Source organism: Pseudomonas putida W15Oct28 (assembly GCF_000708715.2).
Classification (GTDB): Bacteria; Pseudomonadota; Gammaproteobacteria; order Pseudomonadales; family Pseudomonadaceae; genus Aquipseudomonas; species Aquipseudomonas putida_R.
Genome location: NZ_JENB01000002.1, coordinates 98,088 through 114,950 on the forward strand (window position 1 = coordinate 98,088; position 16,863 = coordinate 114,950).

Annotated in this window: 15 protein-coding genes; 8 read left to right on the top strand and 7 right to left on the bottom strand. The window is 62.8% G+C overall.

Annotation, left to right across the window (positions count from 1 at the left end):
* Positions 1-75 precede the first annotated feature (75 nt).
* From AK81_RS01690 to AK81_RS01715, 6 genes are all read right to left on the bottom strand, one after another.
* Positions 76-954 carry a DUF4123 domain-containing protein gene (locus AK81_RS01690; RefSeq protein WP_043196294.1) on the bottom strand — a complete coding sequence of 293 codons (879 nt, stop codon included), beginning with the start codon at positions 952-954 and terminating at the stop codon, positions 76-78.
* Complete coding sequence (locus AK81_RS01695) at positions 954-3,134, bottom strand: type VI secretion system Vgr family protein (protein WP_043196295.1); 2,181 nt, start codon at positions 3,132-3,134, stop codon at positions 954-956. Before AK81_RS01695 ends, AK81_RS01690 begins: the two co-directional genes overlap by 1 nt.
* Before the next feature lie 13 nt (positions 3,135-3,147).
* A complete protein-coding gene (gene icmH / locus AK81_RS01700) occupies positions 3,148-3,726 on the bottom strand; it encodes a type IVB secretion system protein IcmH/DotU (protein WP_241496045.1) in 579 nt (192 codons plus the stop codon).
* The gene (gene icmH / locus AK81_RS27800) at positions 3,615-4,526 is read right to left on the bottom strand and encodes a type IVB secretion system protein IcmH/DotU (protein WP_241496046.1); all 912 of its coding nucleotides are present in this window, start codon (positions 4,524-4,526) and stop codon (positions 3,615-3,617) included. Before icmH (AK81_RS27800) ends, icmH (AK81_RS01700) begins: the two co-directional genes overlap by 112 nt.
* Positions 4,527-4,769: 243 nt before the next feature.
* Positions 4,770-5,588 (bottom strand): phosphatase PAP2 family protein, encoded by an 819-nt coding sequence (locus AK81_RS01710; protein ID WP_043196296.1) that lies wholly within the window; start codon positions 5,586-5,588, stop codon positions 4,770-4,772.
* A 2-nt stretch (positions 5,589-5,590) separates the two neighbouring features.
* Positions 5,591-6,280, bottom strand: a complete 690-nt coding sequence (locus tag AK81_RS01715) for a histidine phosphatase family protein (protein WP_043196297.1) — start codon at positions 6,278-6,280, stop codon at positions 5,591-5,593.
* A 263-nt stretch (positions 6,281-6,543) separates the two neighbouring features.
* Between AK81_RS01715 and AK81_RS01720 the strand changes: the two genes are divergently transcribed.
* The 8 genes from AK81_RS01720 to AK81_RS01755 all read left to right on the top strand — a co-directional run bounded on the left by AK81_RS01720 (position 6,544) and on the right by AK81_RS01755 (position 15,770).
* Positions 6,544-7,290 carry a gluconate 2-dehydrogenase subunit 3 family protein gene (locus tag AK81_RS01720; protein ID WP_043196298.1) on the top strand — a complete coding sequence of 249 codons (747 nt, stop codon included), beginning with the start codon at positions 6,544-6,546 and terminating at the stop codon, positions 7,288-7,290.
* A gap of 3 nt (positions 7,291-7,293) precedes the next feature.
* Positions 7,294-9,078, top strand: coding sequence for a GMC family oxidoreductase (locus AK81_RS01725; RefSeq protein WP_043196301.1), 1,785 nt, complete (start codon positions 7,294-7,296; stop codon positions 9,076-9,078).
* A gap of 12 nt (positions 9,079-9,090) precedes the next feature.
* A complete protein-coding gene (locus tag AK81_RS01730; protein ID WP_043196304.1) occupies positions 9,091-10,338 on the top strand; it encodes a cytochrome c in 1,248 nt (415 codons plus the stop codon).
* Positions 10,339-10,636: 298 nt separating this feature from the next.
* Entirely contained in the window at positions 10,637-11,656 is a 1,020-nt protein-coding gene (gene ptxS, locus AK81_RS01735) for a transcriptional regulator PtxS (RefSeq protein WP_043196307.1), read from the top strand.
* 66 nt (positions 11,657-11,722) lie between these two features.
* Positions 11,723-12,502 carry a sugar phosphate isomerase/epimerase family protein gene (locus AK81_RS01740; RefSeq protein ID WP_043196309.1) on the top strand — a complete coding sequence of 260 codons (780 nt, stop codon included), beginning with the start codon at positions 11,723-11,725 and terminating at the stop codon, positions 12,500-12,502.
* Complete coding sequence (locus tag AK81_RS01745) at positions 12,495-13,445, top strand: sugar kinase (RefSeq protein WP_043196311.1); 951 nt, start codon at positions 12,495-12,497, stop codon at positions 13,443-13,445. Before AK81_RS01740 ends, AK81_RS01745 begins: the two co-directional genes overlap by 8 nt.
* A 59-nt stretch (positions 13,446-13,504) precedes the next feature.
* The gene (locus AK81_RS01750) at positions 13,505-14,797 is read left to right on the top strand and encodes an MFS transporter (protein ID WP_043196313.1); all 1,293 of its coding nucleotides are present in this window, start codon (positions 13,505-13,507) and stop codon (positions 14,795-14,797) included.
* Between the two features lie 10 nt (positions 14,798-14,807).
* A complete protein-coding gene (locus tag AK81_RS01755; RefSeq protein ID WP_043196315.1) occupies positions 14,808-15,770 on the top strand; it encodes a 2-hydroxyacid dehydrogenase in 963 nt (320 codons plus the stop codon).
* Between the two features lie 123 nt (positions 15,771-15,893).
* On the opposite strand, the gene AK81_RS01760 is transcribed toward AK81_RS01755, so the two are convergent.
* Positions 15,894-16,859, bottom strand: a complete 966-nt coding sequence (locus tag AK81_RS01760; RefSeq protein WP_043196317.1) for an endonuclease — start codon at positions 16,857-16,859, stop codon at positions 15,894-15,896.
* Positions 16,860-16,863: the final 4 nt, after the last annotated feature.

Below are 16,863 nucleotides of genomic sequence, written 5' to 3' on the forward strand. Positions count from 1 at the left end.
GGGCGGGGCGATAGCCGGTGGTGATGCGCCTGCACAGCTCGAGGGTTTCGCTGAGTGAGTCCATGGTTGTTTGCCTCAATCCTTGGTGCGCAGGCATCGCTGCACGTTGTCCATCAGGGATGACTGCTGCTCGCGGGTGGCGGCAATCGCCTCTTGCCAGGTCGGTGAGTTGCTGAGTTGTTCGCCACTGCGGGCCAGCATGAGCACATAGCTGATCAGGTCGTCCTCACGGTCCAGGCCTTGCTCGCGGGCCTGATCCAGATAGTGCTGGATCAAGCCAACCCGCGTGCCGTGGCAAGCAGCAGGCAAGGCCGGGCAGGACGGCTGGTCCTTGAGCAACTCGGCAAGCTGATAGCTCAGTGGGTCACCCGCCAGTTCGGCCCAACACGCGTTGTTTAACGTGATTGGCGGGAGGTGCGAGGATTGAGGCTGGTCACCGCCGGATATCTGCTGCCACAAACGCTTGTTCGGGTGGGCAACGGGCGACCACCAGTGATGGATGGGCGCCAGCCATTCGCTTACCCCTGTCAGTTCACGGTGCGTATCCAGTACTTGCAACGCTGCAGCGGTGTGGAAGCGCAAAAGGTACGAATGGCCGTCAGCACCTGTGACGATGTTGGCGTGGCTCAAATGCCGGGCAAGCCGGACAGGGGGAAGGGCGCTGACTATCCAGCCGCATACTGCGCCCGCTGCACCTTGTTCAAGTTGCCATTGAAAATCATACTGGGCCGAGACATCCGACCCGGGCCGCGAACCAAACAACCAGGGGCCTGCTGTTCGCAGGTTGCTGAACTGGGCTTGCTGCAGCAGCGGCCAGCAGCGGTCCGCGTAGTACCCGGTCAGCTGTTCCTGCACCTCGGGGGTCAGATTTGCCATTTCCACGATGGCGCTCAGGCGATAACGCTCGGAAGCCCGCAGCACCTCGACCATTGCTCTGACAAATGGGCTGGGCATCAGCTTGCTCCTTCCATGCGAATCATGTTGTGGCCGTCGGCGATTGCTTTCAGCAGGCAACTGAGGCAAATGGGTTCGCCGGGTTCAGGTACGCCAGCAGTTGAAGTGATGCGATTGCTACCCGTAGCCTGCTGGTTCACCGGCCCTTTGAAGGACAATGCAAGGCCGTCCAGCGTGATACCGGCGCCATCGATTCGCAGCAGACCCGCCGGGCTCTTGATGGTCAGGCTTTCGCTTACCTGGATGTCATAGACCTTGGTGGTGTGCCGGATGGCTTCGCCGGTTTGCAAGGTGTTGTGACCGCCCACGACCTGTTCGAGGTGGCCGCCGATTTCTACTGTGTGGTTGGCTTTGGTGGTGTCCTGGCGGTGGTTTCCTACTTGTTCGATTCGGTCCTTGCCCGTCGTGATGGTGTGGGTGCGACCAATGCTCAGGCTGTCATCGTTGCCGATTTCGTGAGCTCGGTTCTGACCTATGGTGAGGGCCTCGTCCCGGGCGACATCCTCCCGGCGGTCCTGACCGATCGAAAGGGTTTCGTCCCTTTCGACACGTTCAGTGCGGTCGTTACCGATTTGCGTGGTTTCGTTGTGCTTTACAACGTTGTTCTGGTCTTTTTCTGCGTGAATGAAGACCTCTTGTTGGCCCAGTTCATCCTCGAAACGCAGCTCGTTGAAGCCTTTGCCCTTGTGGGTCTGGCTCTTGATGGTCATGCGCGTCTTGTGCTTGGGCAGGTCATACGGCGGCAGCTGATTGCCACAGTAGGTGCGCCCGGTGATCATCGGCTGGTCCGGGTCGGCGTCGACGTACTGGATGATCACGTCCTGGCCGATGCGCGGAATGGCCATCGAGCCCCAGCTGCCGCCGGCCCAGCCTTGTGACACACGTACCCAGCAGGAGCTGAACTCGTTGTCCTGGCTTTCCCGGTCCCAGGGGAAGCTGACCTTCACCCGGCCCCATTGGTCGCAGTAGATTTCCTCGCCCTTGGGCCCCACCACCGTCGCCATCTGCGGGCCGTCGATGCGCGGCTTGGATAACGGTGCCGGGCGCCATTCGGTTCTGCCGGGCACCAGCACGGCGTCCTGCTTGTAGTGGGTGCCGTGCTGCGCCCCGGCGGCCTCTTCCTGCAGGCTGGTGAACTGGGTGCCTTCGTGGTGCACGCGGGTTACCCGCCAGTGGATGTTCAGGTCTTCGCGCGGGTGCTCGATCAGGCTGAAGCTCAGCCCCGGCTGCAGGCGTACATCGTCGCCTTCCACCTCGGCCATACGGGCGTCATGGCGCCAGGCGGTGATGCGGGTGGCGGTGAAGGGTGCACCGACCGCCCCGCGCTTGTAGCGGCCGGGGTAGTCGAAGCGCTCGTAGGTGGTGGACTGGTGCTTCAGGTCGCTGCCGTCGGCACGTTGCTCCTGGCGGTAGGCCGGGTGGGTGAAGGTGTAGTCGCGCTGCACCTGGCGCGCGGTACGTACCTGTTCGCTGTAACGCAGGTGGCGCAGGCACGGCCTGGCCTGGTCGCCGCCGCTGTTGGTGTGGTACAGCACCTGGTTGGGGTCGATGTCGTCCTGTTCGAAGAAGCCTTCATCCTCGTCGTCGACCTTGATGGCGCCCTGGCTGATCTGCCCCAGCCCCAGCAACCGGTCGGTGATGAGCAGCTTGTGCAGTTTCGGTGTGTGCGCGAAGCGGTAGACGAAGCCCTCTTCGGCGGCCAGGCGGGCGATGAAGTCGAGGTCGGTTTCACCGGCCTGCACGCAGAATTCTCGCACCTCATGCTTGTCGATGCTTCTCAGCTCATAGCCGGTGATGCCCTGGCGCTTGAGCATGATCTCGAGAATCTGCGGCACGGTTTTCTGCTGGAAGATGCGCCAGTTCGAGCGCAGCCCGGCGCGGGCCAGCACGGGTTCGACCAGGGCGCGGTAACGGGTGCGATGGAAGCCCGTCTCACCCTGGCTGAAGGTGCTGACCAGGCCGTGCACGTAGCGCAGCGGGCGCTCGCCGCGCCAGATCGTGAACAGCACCGGCTTGTCGAGTAGCTGGCCGAAGTCGACATCGTCTTCGAAACTGATCAGCTCCAGCTTCAGCTGGAACGTTGAGCTGATGGCTTCGTCCAGCTCGAACGACACCACTTCGAATTCACTCCGGCCAACCAGCGGCTGGAAGGTAAAGCGCAAATCGGATTGGCTAGGCATGTGGCGCCCCCCGCTACTGCTGCAGAATCGCGTTGAGCGATTCCACGACTTCGGCGGTGATCAGGTCGAGGCGGTAGCTGTAGTAGCTGTAGGCGCAGACCATGGCGACGGCCGAGATCACCAGCGGGCTCCACCAGGGCCACTCCCAGCGTCGCGGGCGGTGGGGGCGATGGACGACGTTGGTGTAGGGGTCGCACAGCTCTTCCGGCGTGGGGCCACGCAGTTCGCGGATGACCGTGTGCATGCGCGAGATCAAGGCGTTGATGATGTCTTCGCACTTGGGGTCCAGGGCGTGCTTGCCCCTGAGGCCCAGGCAAAAGCAGTAGTACAGGAACTCCAACACATCCTGGAATTCCTTGGGCGCCTGCATGACCCGTTCGAGCAGCACGAAGATCTTCTCGCCGCCCTGAGTTTCGTCGTGGAAGATGCTGAGCAGGGGCGCGTGGCTCCAGCACGAGTTGTTGCCCCACGGGCGGCTCATCACGGCCTCGTCCAGGTACAGGCACAGGGCATAGGAATAGACTTCCTGCTGCGCGAGGGGGTAGCCGTGCTGCTGGATTTCTTCGCGAATGTTGCTGACCTGGTTTTGCACGGTCTTGTGCACGTCGGCGATGTTGGGCAGGTCATCCAGGGTACCACGGCCGAGATCACCAGCGGGCTCCACCAGGGCCATTCCCAGCGTCGCGGCCGGTGGGGGCAATGAACGACGTTGGTGTAGGGGTCGCACAGCTCTTCCGGCGTGGGGCCACGCAGTTCGCGGATGACCGTGTGCATGCGCGAAATCAGGGCGTTGATGATGTCTTCGCACCTGGGGTCCAGGGCGTGCTTGCCCCTGAGGCCCAGGCAAAAGCAGTAGTACATGAACTCCAACACATCCTGGAATTCCTTGGGCGCCTGCATGACCCGTTCGAGCAGCACGAAGATCTTCTCGCCGCCCTGGGTTTCGTCGTGGAAGATGCTGAGCAGCGGCGCGTGGCTCCAGCACGAGTTGTTGCCCCACGGGCGGCTCATCACGGCCTCGTCCAGGTACAGGCACAGGGCATAGGAATAGACCTCCTGCTGCGCGATGGGGTAGCCGTGCTGCTGGATTTCTTCGCGAATGTTGCTGACCTGGTTTTGCACGGTCTTGTGCACGTCGGCGATGTTGGGCAGGTCATCCAGGGTACGCAGGCGAATGACCAGGCCGAACAGCGGGCTTGCCGCGTCGAGCATCAGGTTTTGGAAGCCGCCGCGCAGCTGGAATTCCGGGTCGGCGGGGTAGCCGGATAGATCCGTTGCGAGTTGAGGGCCAGCACCGGTACGAGGCTGTTGGGTACCGTTGATATCCTCAAGCAGGATTGGCTTTTTCTTGGCCGGCACCCGTGTTTCAGTGCCATCGGACTCTTTGGACATCCTTAATCCTCGTCTAGTTAGAAGGTCAACTCACACAATGGCTGCGGACTTCCCATATGATCGGGCGCAAGCATTTTGCGAAAGCCTGAAGACTAACGAGGAATCAATGTCTATGGGAGATTGAAACTTCCTAATGATCTGTAGGAAGTTTCGCCTCAAGTTATTCTTAAATTATTATTAACGAGCAGGGGCTCGATGGTTTTGTCTGAATTGCTGTAACTTTTGTTACTGCCAGTGGCTCTATTACGAGGGCTGTGGTACAGCAGAGTCACGTATGGCAGGGCAGCTTTCCGGCGCCTGCAACGCGATGCGCCCATAGAAGAACAATGCAGTTGCCCAGGTTGTAAACCAGACAAATATCCCTGCCCAGAACGTATGGGACATATAGTGCCAGCCCTGCAGTACCCGGGTAGTACCGTACACGAACCCGATCAGCAGAATGGCCACCAGCAACTTGCGCGCATGTGCCCAGCGGTGGCGCAGGGCCACGAAATACAGGGCCAACAAGGTAAACCCGCTGGAGGCGTGGCCACCCGGCCAGCAGCGGCCATCGCCGGCCTTGTTCCACAAGGAGAAGTTTTCGAACCATTCGACCCGGGCCTGGGGGCCGCCATATAGCGTGGTTTCCACAGGGCAATACACGCTGGTATGGCTTTTCAGGTAATGAATCACGGTGGTGCTCAGTGCGAACGCCACCACCACGAAGAGCAGGTCGCGGCGGTGTTGGGTGGTAAAGCGCAGCACCGGTGCGATACGGGCCTTTTCCAGCATCCGGGTCAGGCCCAGTTGAGGGCGGTTGGCCAGGCGCGGCCAGATGAACGACAGCAGGCTGCCGATGACTGCCAGCTCGCCGGTCCAGTCCGGCAGGATGCGAGGCCATTTGTGGGTGGCTTTCTCGAACCACTGGTTGTGCAGCAACGGGAACTGGCCGGTGGCCGGGTCGAGCAGCAGGTTGCTGATCCAGCGATCGAGTTCGGTGAGGTCGAATGCAATAAACACGATGGCAGCCAGCAACAGCGGCAGCAGCAAGTTATTGCGGTAGAAGGTGGTGCGAGAGGGCATGTTCAGCGTTCCTGGGCATCAACGAGTTTGCGCCATTCACTGGCCGCTATCTGGCCCAGCAGCTTCGCCTTGCCATCGCTGCGCTGGGTGATGAACAGGGCGCTGGCATAGCTGTTCGACGTCGCGCTGGCAGGCACTTCGAGTGCCTGCTCCAGCTGTTCCATGCAGCCGCTGTGGCTGACCAGCACGAGGTTGTGGCCGTTTCGCTTGAGGGCCAGGGCGTTTTCGGCGAAGTGGCCATCACACTGATTAAGCCAGCCTTGCGTGGCAATGGTCTTACCAAACATGGCGTGTGCGGTCTGCCGGGTACGCACTTCCGGGCTGGCCCACACGTCGGCTGAGCCCAGGCCAAGGTGTTGCAGGCCGTTGCCTACATTGGCGGCCACATGGCTGCCCGCGACCGTGATTCCGCTGGGGTCACCCAAGCAGGCACCGCTGGAGCGGTCGCAACGTTCGGCATGGCGCAGCACCACAATCACCGAGCCTTTCGCCCAGGCGGCCTCGAGCCCGCTGTGTTGCAGGTGATGGGGATTGCCCAGGTTGGGGATGGCCGTGCGGGCATGTGCCCAGGCTGCCGCTGCGCCCATAATCAACAGCAGGCACAAGACTGCCAACAGCGCCGTGCCCCAAGGCAATCGGGATACCTGGGCAAGCCGTGAGGCGGGTGATTTGTCGATTACGCCTTGCAGCATGTTTGCCACTCCAGTCAGCTCGCTCCACACAAGAGCGTCGGCACTTTAGGTAGCGGGATGTCGCTGAAGAGTGAGGCAGATGTGAAAAAAGCCTTGGCCCGACAGCTGTCAGCCAGTGAGAAGTCAAGTATGAAACCGGTTTCAAAACATTTCTGAACGCGCTAGATTATTCGGCTGTCTTCTTGATGGCCTATCAAGATCACCTCCCACAGAAAATCAGATGGCGCTTATCAAGGCCGCCGCACAGCCGATGAGGATTCGCAATGCCTGAGCATGCCCCAGACAACCCGCGCAGGGATTTTCTGCGCAAGACCTTGACCCTTATCCCGGTCGTTACCGTGGCCAGCACAGGGCTTGGCGTGGGCGCCAGCCAGCTGCTTGCGGCCCCGCAACCGCATCAGCCACCGAAAGTGCCAGCCACGCCACCTGCGGGCGACTATCAACCGACGTTCTTCAGCGCCGAAGAGTGGGCGTTTGTACAAGCGGCGGTGTCGCGCATCATCCCGGCTGATGAACTTGGCCCCGGCGCACTCGAAGCCGGCGCTGCCGAATTCATTGACCGCCAGATGAACACCCCGTACGCGACGGGCGCGCAGTGGTACATGCAAGGCCCGTTCAACGCCGACGCCGCGCCCGAGCTGGGCTACCAGTTGCAGCTCAGCCCGCAACAAATCTATCGCCTGGGCATCGCTGCCGTGGACGGCTGGTGCAAAGCCAACGGCGGGCAGGTTTTTGCTGCGCAAGATAGCGCTACCCGAGACCGTATTCTCAGCAAGGTCGAGGCAGGCGAGCTGGTGTTCGACGCCGTTCCGGCGAAGGTGTTCTTCAGCCTGCTGGTGCAGAACACCCGTGAAGGGTTCTTCTGCGACCCGATTCATGGCGGCAACAAAGGCATGGTTGGCTGGACCCAGATTGGCTTCCCCGGCGCCCGCGCCGACTTCATGGACTGGGTCGAGCGCAACGAGCCTTACCCGTTCCCGGCTGTATCGATCCGCGGCGAGAGGGCCTGAGGCATGGCGACTGTGTTGAACAAAGTGGATGCGGTTATCGTCGGCTTCGGCTGGGCCGGCGCGATCATGGCCAAGGAACTGACCGAGGCCGGGCTGCACGTGGTGGCCCTGGAGCGGGGGCCGATGCAGGATACCTACCCGGAAGGCAGCTACCCGCAAGTGATCGATGAGCTGACCTACAGCGTGCGCAAAAAGCTGTTCGTCGACGTGTCGAAAGAAACCGTCACTGTACGCCACAGCGTGAACGACGTGGCACTGCCCAATCGCCAGCTCGGTGCCTTCCTGCCGGGCAAGGGTGTGGGCGGCGCGGGCCTGCACTGGTCGGGCGTGCACTTCCGGGTCGACCCGGTCGAGTTGCGCCTGCGCAGCCACTACGAAGAGCGCTACGGGCGCAAGTTCATCCCTGAAGGCATGACCATCCAGGACTTCGGCGTCAGTTACGATGAGCTGGAACCGTATTTCGACTTTGCCGAAAAGGTTTTTGGCACCTCAGGTCAGGCGTGGACCGTCAACGGCCAGGTGGTGGGTGAAGGGAAGGGCGGCAACCCCTACTCGCCGGACCGATCCAACCCGTTCCCGCTGCCCGCGCAGAAGAACGTGGTGTCGGCCAGGCTGTTCGAAAAAGCGGCCACCAGCCTGGGCTACAAACCCTACAACCTGCCTTCGGCAAATACCTCCGGGCCTTACACCAACCCGTACGGGGCGCAGATGGGGCCGTGCAACTTCTGTGGTTTCTGCAGCGGCTACGTGTGCTACATGTACTCCAAGGCCTCGCCCAACGTGAACATTCTGCCGGCACTGCGCCAGGTGCCCAACTTCGAGTTGCGGCCCAATGCCCATGTGCTGCGGGTGAACCTGGACGACAGCAAGCGCAAGGCCACCGGCGTGACCTACATCGATGCCCAGGGGCGCGAGGTGGAGCAACCGGCGGAGCTGGTGATCCTGGCGGCGTTCCAGTTCAACAACGTGCGCCTGATGCTGCTTTCCGGCATCGGCAAGCCTTACGACCCAGTGAAGAACGAAGGTGTGGTCGGGCGTAACTTTGCCTACCAGAACATGGGCACGGTCAAGGCGTTCTTCGACAAAAACACCTACACCAACAACTTCATCGGCGCGGGTGGCAACGGCATTGCCATCGACGATTTCAATGCCGACAACTTCGACCATGGCCCCCACGGCTTTGTTGGCGGCTCGCCGATGTGGGTGAACCAGGCCGGCAGCCGGCCGATTGCCGGCACTTCCAACCCGCCGGGTACGCCGGCCTGGGGCAGTGCCTGGAAGAAAGCCACGGCCGACTACTACACCCACCAGGTGTCGATGGACGCCCACGGCGCCCACCAGTCCTACCGTGCCAATTACCTGGACCTGGACCCCACCTACCGTGACGCCTACGGCCAGCCGCTGTTGCGCATGACCTTCGACTGGCAGGAAAACGACATCAAGATGAACCAGTTCATGGTCGACAAGCTGAGCAAGATCGCTCAGGCGATGAACCCCAAGGCCATTGCCGTGCTGGGCAAGCAGGTCAAGGATCACTTCAACACCGCCAGCTACCAGACCACCCACCTGAATGGCGGTGCGATCATGGGCACCGACCCCAAGACCAGTGCACTGAACCGCTACCTGCAAAGCTGGGACGTCCATAACGTGTTCGTGCCGGGGGCTTCGGCGTTCCCGCAGGGGCTGGGTTACAACCCGACCGGGCTGCTGGCCGCGCTGACCTATTGGTCGGCACGCGCCATTCGCGAGCAGTACCTGAAAAACCCTGGCCCGCTGGTTCAGGCCTGAGGAGCGATGAGCATGAAGACAATGTTGATCGCAACCCTGCTGCTGGGTGCCACCGCGGCCACACAGGCCGTAGCAAATGAGGATGCGCAGGTGCGCCAGGGCGAGTACCTGGCCCGCGCCGGTGACTGTGTGGCCTGCCATACCGCCAAGGGCGGCAAGCCCTTTGCCGGCGGCCTGCCGATGGAAACGCCAATCGGCACGGTGTACTCCACCAACATCACCCCGGCGGCCAGCGGCATCGGCAATTACAGCTTCGAAGACTTCGACCAGGCGGTGCGCAAGGGCATTGGCAAGGATGGGAGCACCTTGTACCCGGCCATGCCATACCCGTCGTATGCGCGGGTCAGCGAGCAGGACATGCAGGCGCTGTACGCCTACTTCATGAAAGGCGTGGCGCCGGTCGAGCAGGCGGACAAGGCCACTGACATTCCCTGGCCGCTGAGCATGCGTTGGCCGCTGGCAATCTGGCGTGGTCTGTTTGCGCCAGAGGCCAAGCCCTGGCAGGCATCGGCGGTAGCCGACCCGGTGGTGAACCGTGGCGCGTACCTGGTCGAGGGCCTTGGGCACTGTGGCGCTTGCCATACGCCGCGGGCGCTGACCATGCAGGAAAAGGCCCTGAGCCCTGCAGAGGGCGAGCAGTTCCTTGCCGGCAGCGCACCGCTGGAAGGCTGGATTGCGAAAAACCTGCGTGGCGACTACAAGGACGGCCTGGGCAGCTGGAGCGAAGCACAGCTGGTGCAGTTTTTGAAGACCGGGCGTAGCGATCGCAGCGCCGTGTTCGGTGGCATGAGCGATGTGGTGGAGCACAGCATGCAGCACATGAGCGATGCCGACCTCACCGCTATCGCCCGTTACCTGAAGACCCTGCCGCCGAGCAACCCGAATGACCAGCCTCACGTCTACGACAAGCAGGTGGCGGATGCACTGTGGAAGGGTGATGACAGCAAGCCCGGGGCGGCGGTGTACATCGACAATTGCGCGGCCTGCCACCGTACCGATGGCCAGGGCTACACCCGCGTGTTCCCGGCCCTGGCTGGCAACCCGGTGGTACAGACCGCAGATGCCACGTCGCTGATCCACGTGGTGCTGGCAGGGGGCACGGTGCCGGCGACGCACGCCGCGCCGTCGAACTTCACCATGCCGGCATTCGGCTGGCGCCTGAGTGACCAGGAGGTTGCCGAGGTGGTGAACTTCATCAGGAGCAGTTGGGGCAACCAGGGCAGTGAGGTCTCTGCCAGTGATGTGAAGTCGCTGCGCTGACTGCGGCTTCCTTAGCTGTAAAAATACTGATTGCTCTAGCAGGGACTCTGTGGGAGCGGGCTAGCCCGCGAACACCGGCGTAGCCGGTGCCATCCACTTCGGTGGCTTTTTCGCGGGCATGCCCGCTCCCACAGGGCTAGCCTTTAATTCAAATTAATCAGTAACCTATTAGATATTATTCAGGTAATTACTTAGATTTATTCAGTTGATCCTGACCAACGGCATGTTGACGGATGCTCGCAGTTTTGCTGTATTGAAACCGGTTTCATCGCTATCACAATAATCATAAGGACAGCCCATGACCGACGCGCCTGCCCATGCCCGCGAACGGGTCACCATCAGCGAAGTAGCGCGTGTCGCTGGCGTTTCCAAAGCCACCGTCTCCCGTTTCATCGGTGGCGATCGCCAATTGCTGGCCGAAGCCACGGCCAAGCGCCTGGCAGAGGTCATCGAACGCCTCGGCTACCGCCCCAACCAGATGGCCCGCGGCCTCAAGCGCGGCCAGACGCGACTGATCGGCATGCTGGTGGCCGATATTCTCAACCCCTATTCAGTGGCCGTGATGCATGGCGTGGAAACCGCCTGCCGTCAGCACGGTTACAGCCTGGTGGTGTGCAACACCAACCGCGACGATGAGCAGGAGCGTCACCACCTGGTGGCCCTGCAGAGCTACAACGTCGAAGGGTTGATCGTGAACACGCTCGGCCATCACCCTGGCGAACTGCTGAACCTGCAGCGTGACATCCCCATGGTGCTGGTCGACCGCCAATTGCCCGAGCTGAATGTCGACCTTGTCGGCCTGGACAATACCGACGCAGTCGAGCAGGCCCTTGACCACCTGCAGGCTCAGGGCTACCGCGACATCCTGGCGGTCAGCGAACCCCTTGATGGCACCAGCTCACGCCTGGAACGGGTGCAGGCATTCGGCGCGTCGGTCAGCCGTCGCCCCGGCATGCGCCAGCAGGTGCTGGAAATCAGCGCCGGGCTGCAGGGCCAGCTGGCTACGTTTCTTGCCCGCAGTGGCCATGGCCCGCAAGCCATCTTCACCTTCAACGGCGTTGCCACCCTGGCGGTGACCCGGGCCCTGCACGAGGCCGGGTGCAACCTGTTCACCGACGTTGGGCTGATCGCCCTCGACGACCTCGACTGGTACCCCTTGGTCGGCAAAGGCATCACTGCACTGGCCCAACCCACGGAGCGTATCGGTGTGGCGGCATTCGAAAGCCTGCTCGGTCGCCTGCGCGGCGACAACGGGGCCGCCCGGCGCATCGACTTCAAGGCCAACCTGATCATCCGCGGTTCAACCCAACCCCAGTAAGCAACGGCAGGCCTGCGCCTGCTGCTGCCGATTAAAAATGAAACCGGTTTCATAAGGATAAAAACAATGCACCCGAACCCCGTTTCCATCAGCCTCTCAAGCTACGGCGCCGACTTTGTGCGGCAACGCGGCCAGGAGCAGTTCCTGGACATGCTGGCAGCCGCTGGCGTCAGCCGAGTGGAATTGCGCGAAGAATTGTTCGCCAGCGCCCCGGACGCGGCTGCACTCGGTGCGGTCATTGCCGCACTGCGCCTGGAGTGCTTGTACTCGACACCCCTTGAACTGTGGACCGCGCAAGGCGTGCCCGATCCACAACTGGTCCAGAAGCTGGAAACCGCCCGCGCGCTTGGCGCGGTGGCGCTGAAGGTTTCCCTGGGGCACTTCGATGCGCACTGCGATGTGACGGCCCTGGCGGCGCTGCTGCCTGCACATGGGCCGCTGCTGCTGGTGGAAAACGACCAGACCGCACAAGGTGGCAGGATCGAACCGCTGCTGCAGTTCTTCCAGCGTGCCGACACGCTTGGGCTGCGCCTGGGCATGACCTTCGACATCGGCAACTGGCAGTGGCAGGGCGAACCGGCGCGGCAAGCCGCACGGCAACTGGGCCGCTGGGTGCGCTATGTGCATTGCAAGGCTGTGCAGCGTCGGGCCGATGGCCGCCTGGTTGCCATACCGCCCCAAACGGCGGACCTGCAGGCGTGGGCAGCGCTGATGGCCGAGTTCGCGCCCGGCGTGGTGCGCGCCGTCGAATACCCCTTGGTTGGCAATGATCTGCTGGCGCTGACCCGTGCCCAGGTGCGTAGCCTGTCGGCATTGGGCGCGGGGGAGGAGGTGGCCCATGCATGAGCATGACGTGCTGTGCTTCGGCGAGACCATGGCCATGTTCGTCGCCGAGCAAACAGGTGACCTGGCCAGTGTCGGCCTGTTCGGCAAACGCATCGCCGGTGCGGACAGCAACGTGGCCATCGGCTTGGCACGCCTGGGCTTCAAGGTGCGCTGGCTGAGCCGGGTAGGCGACGATTCGCTGGGCCGTTTCGTGCTCGACAGCTTGGGCCGCGAAGGCCTGGACTGTTCCGGTGTCGAGGTGGATACCAGTTACCCGACGGGTTTTCAGCTCAAGGCGCGTTGCGATGATGGCAGCGACCCGGCAGTGGAATACTTTCGCCGCGGTTCGGCAGCCAGCAGGCTGTCGCCCGCACTGCTGAACCCTGCCTGCCTGCAGGCTCGCCACCTGCACGCCACCGGCATCCCGCTGGCGCTGTCCGACAGCTGCCGTGCGCTGTCCCACGCGTTGGTAGACGCCATGCGCGCAGCCGGGCGCAGCATATCGTTCGACCCCAACCTGCGCCCCTCGTTATGGCCTGATAACAACAGCATGGTGCGCGAAATCAATGCCCTGGCGGCCAAGGCCGACTGGGTTTTACCGGGCCTGGAAGAGGGGCGGTTGCTGACCGGCCAGCATACCCCGGCGGACATCGCCGCGTTCTACCTCGATCAAGGGGTGGAGCTGGTGGTGATCAAGCTGGGCGGTGCCGGCGCCTACTTCCGCAGCGCCAAGGGCGAAGGGCAGGTAGCCCCCGTGCCGGTCAGCCGAGTGGTGGACACCGTCGGTGCGGGTGATGCCTTTGCCGTCGGCGTGCTCAGCGCGTTGCTGGAGGGCCGCGCCGTGCCTGAGGCAGTGACGCGTGGCAACTGGTGCGGCAGCCGCGCCGTGCAGTCGCGCGGCGACATGGAAGGGCTGCCGTTGCGCCACGAGCTGGAGGCCTACGACCTGCGCAGAAGCGCGTGAGCCAGCCAACCCCGAATCACCTGTTGCAAAAAAAACAACAAGCTCAGGAGAACCAAACCATGCAAAGCCAAAGCCTGGCACCTCGCCGCTGGTGGTACATCATCCCGATTGTGTTCGTCACCTACAGCCTGGCGTACCTGGACCGCGCCAATTACGGCTTCGCCGCCGCCTCCGGCATGGCCGAAGACCTGCACATCACCCCCGCGCTGTCTTCGCTGTTGGGCGCGCTGTTCTTCCTCGGTTACTTCTTCTTCCAGGTGCCCGGCGCCATCTACGCCGAAAAGCGCAGCGTGAAGAAGCTGATCTTCGTTTGCCTGATCCTCTGGGGCGGCCTTGCCACGCTCACAGGCATGGTCAGCAATGTCTATATGCTGATCGGTATCCGCTTCCTGCTCGGGGTGGTGGAGGCTGCGGTGATGCCGGCCATGCTGGTGTACCTGTGCCATTGGTTCACCCGTGCCGAGCGCTCACGCGCCAATACCTTCCTGATGCTCGGCAACCCGGTGACCATCCTGTGGATGTCGGTGGTGTCGGGGTACCTGATCAAGCATTACGACTGGCGCTGGATGTTCATCATCGAAGGCCTGCCTGCCGTGATCTGGGCGTTCTTCTGGTGGCGCCTGGTGGATGATCGCCCGGCCCAGGTGAAGTGGCTGAGCGATCAGGAAAAGGCCGCCCTGGCACACGCGCTGGCCGCCGAGCAACAGGGTATCAAGCCCGTGAAGAACTATCGCGAGGCATTCCGCTCGCCGCAGGTGATCATCCTGGCGCTGCAGTACTTCTGCTGGAGCATTGGCGTGTATGGCTTCGTGCTGTGGCTGCCGTCGATTCTCAAGCAGGCCGCGAATGTCGATATCGTGCAGGCCGGCTGGCTGGCCTCGGTGCCTTACCTGGCGGCAGTGCTGGCGATGGTGGGTGTGTCCTGGGCGTCCGACTGCCTGCAAAAGCGCAAGCGCTTCGTCTGGCCGCCACTGTTGATTGCCGCTGTGGCGTTCTACGGCTCGTACGCCCTGGGCACTGAGCATTTCTGGCTGTCGTACGCGTTGCTGGTGCTCGCCGGCGCCTGCATGTACGCACCCTATGGCCCGTTCTTCGCGATCGTGCCCGAGATCCTGCCGGCCAACGTCGCTGGCGGGGCCATGGCGATGATCAACAGCATGGGCGCACTGGGTTCGTTCGGCGGCTCGTGGCTGGTGGGCTACCTGAATGGCGCTACGGGCGGGCCCGGGGCCTCTTACCTGTTCATGTGCGGCGCGCTGCTGACCGCAGTGGCACTTACCGCCGCACTCAATACATCCCAGACGTCTGGCCGGGCCAAGCGCGATAGCTCGCGGCTGGCCATGAACCCTTAGGAAACCTGCAATGAAGAAGCGAATCGTCCTGTACAAACGCCTGTCCGACGAATTGATGGCACGCCTGCAAGAGCGCGTTGAAGTGACCTGGGTTGATACCACCCAGCCCGACGGCCTTGCCCGCCTGCGCGATGCGTTGCCGGGGGCGCATGGGTTGCTGGGGGCCAGCCTGCGCCTGGATGCCAGCCTGCTCGACCTGGCGCCGCAGCTGGAAGTGGTGTCCAGCGTTTCGGTAGGCGTGGACAACTACGATATTGCCGAACTCAGCCGGCGTGGCGTGATGCTCACCAACACGCCAGACGTGCTCACCGAAACCACGGCCGACACCGGCTTTGCCTTGATTCTGGCTACCGCCAGGCGGGTGGTGGAGCTGGCGAACTGGGTGCGTGACGGCCATTGGCAGGCCAACCTGGGGCCGGCGCATTTTGGCTGTGATGTGCATGGCAAGACGTTAGGCATCGTTGGCATGGGCCGCATCGGTGAGGCCTTGGCCCGGCGCGCGGCAGCCGGCTTTGGTATGCGCGTGCTGTACCACAGCCAGCGCGCCAAGCCCGAGGTGGAGGCGCGCCATGGGGCACGCCAGTGCAGCCTGGAGGAGTTGGTGCAGCAGGCGGATTTCGTTTGCCTGACCGTGCCGCTGAGCGCCAGCACCGAAGGCCTGATCGGTGAACGGGAACTGGCACTGATGAGGCCTGAGGCGATCCTGGTGAACATCTCACGCGGGCGCGTGGTGGATGAGCAGGCGCTGGTCGAAGCGCTGCGGGCCAGGCGCATACGTGGCGCGGGGCTGGATGTGTTTGTGCAGGAGCCGCTACCAGTAGACTCGCCGCTGTTGCAGCTCGATAACGTGGTAGCGACCCCGCATATCGGCTCGGCGACCGAGGAAACTCGCCAGGCCATGGCGCGTTGCGCGGTCGAGAACCTGCTCAGCGCGCTGGCCGGCGAGCGGCCGGTGAACCTGGTCAACGGCTGACGCCCGTCCAAAGTGTGGGAGCGGGTTCACCCGCGAAACAGGCGACACGGTGGATGGCACCGGCTGTGCCGGTGTTCGCGGGTGAACCCGCTCCCACAGGGGCGGCACAGCCTTTGAAAAAGGTTAACGGCAGTTACCTGCCTTGCGATAGCCCGCTGCCTGCGCTTCACCTTCGGTAGCAAAACTCACCTGGTTCTTCGCTGCAACCTGGTTGTAGCCCGGGCAGCCAACTGACAGGTGATAGACGTGGCTGTTGCGGTTGCCAAGCACGGCCCCGACTGACGCGGCACTGGCCAGGCTCGGCTTTGCCTCTGCCTTGGCGGCTTTCGCTGGCACTGCCTGAACAACGCCACTGCCAACCGGCTTGTAGTCGGCCGTCCACTTGCGTTCCCCGCTTACGAACGGGTTGGCGTGCCCCATGATCGCGGCAATGCGCCGGTCACGCTCTTTCTCCCAGGCCGACACCGGGTGCTGTTTGTCCCAGGCCATCAGCAGCTGTTGCTGCTGGCGCGACATGCTCAGCTGGTAACGGTCGAACATGTAGAACGTGGTGCGGGCCACCAGGCCTTTGACTTCATCGCGCGGTTCGGCGGCGCGCTGGGCGAAATCGACCTTGGTGGTGCACTGGCCATACTCGCCGGCATTGCCAGCGACCATGCCGTAGTTGAAGTTGCTGCGGTCACCGTTGACCTCGCCCACGGCCGGGTAGAGGTTGAACAGGTCGGCTTCCATGGCGCGGAACACCGGGTCGTTGTCCACGCAATGCTCGCGGCCGCCGTTCTTCCAGCACTGGCGCTGGTTGCCGAAGGTGTAGGCGGGCACGATGTGTTCCCACTCGGTGCGCTCGGCGCGGTTCTGTTGTTTGCGCGTCTGGTAGCCGCAAGAAGCGGCATCGATGCGCCCGCCGGACTTGCCCACCCAGGTCCACTTGCAGCCGCAGTACAGGTCACCCACGGCACTGTTGGCCTGGTCCAGGTACACCTTCTGCTTGGCCACCACCTTGGCCTCGGTGAACGTCGCTGGCGGGTTGGCGAAGGCAGGGAGGGTGAAGGAAAACACTAAGGTTATGGCGTAAAGCAGTGATTTCATGGGA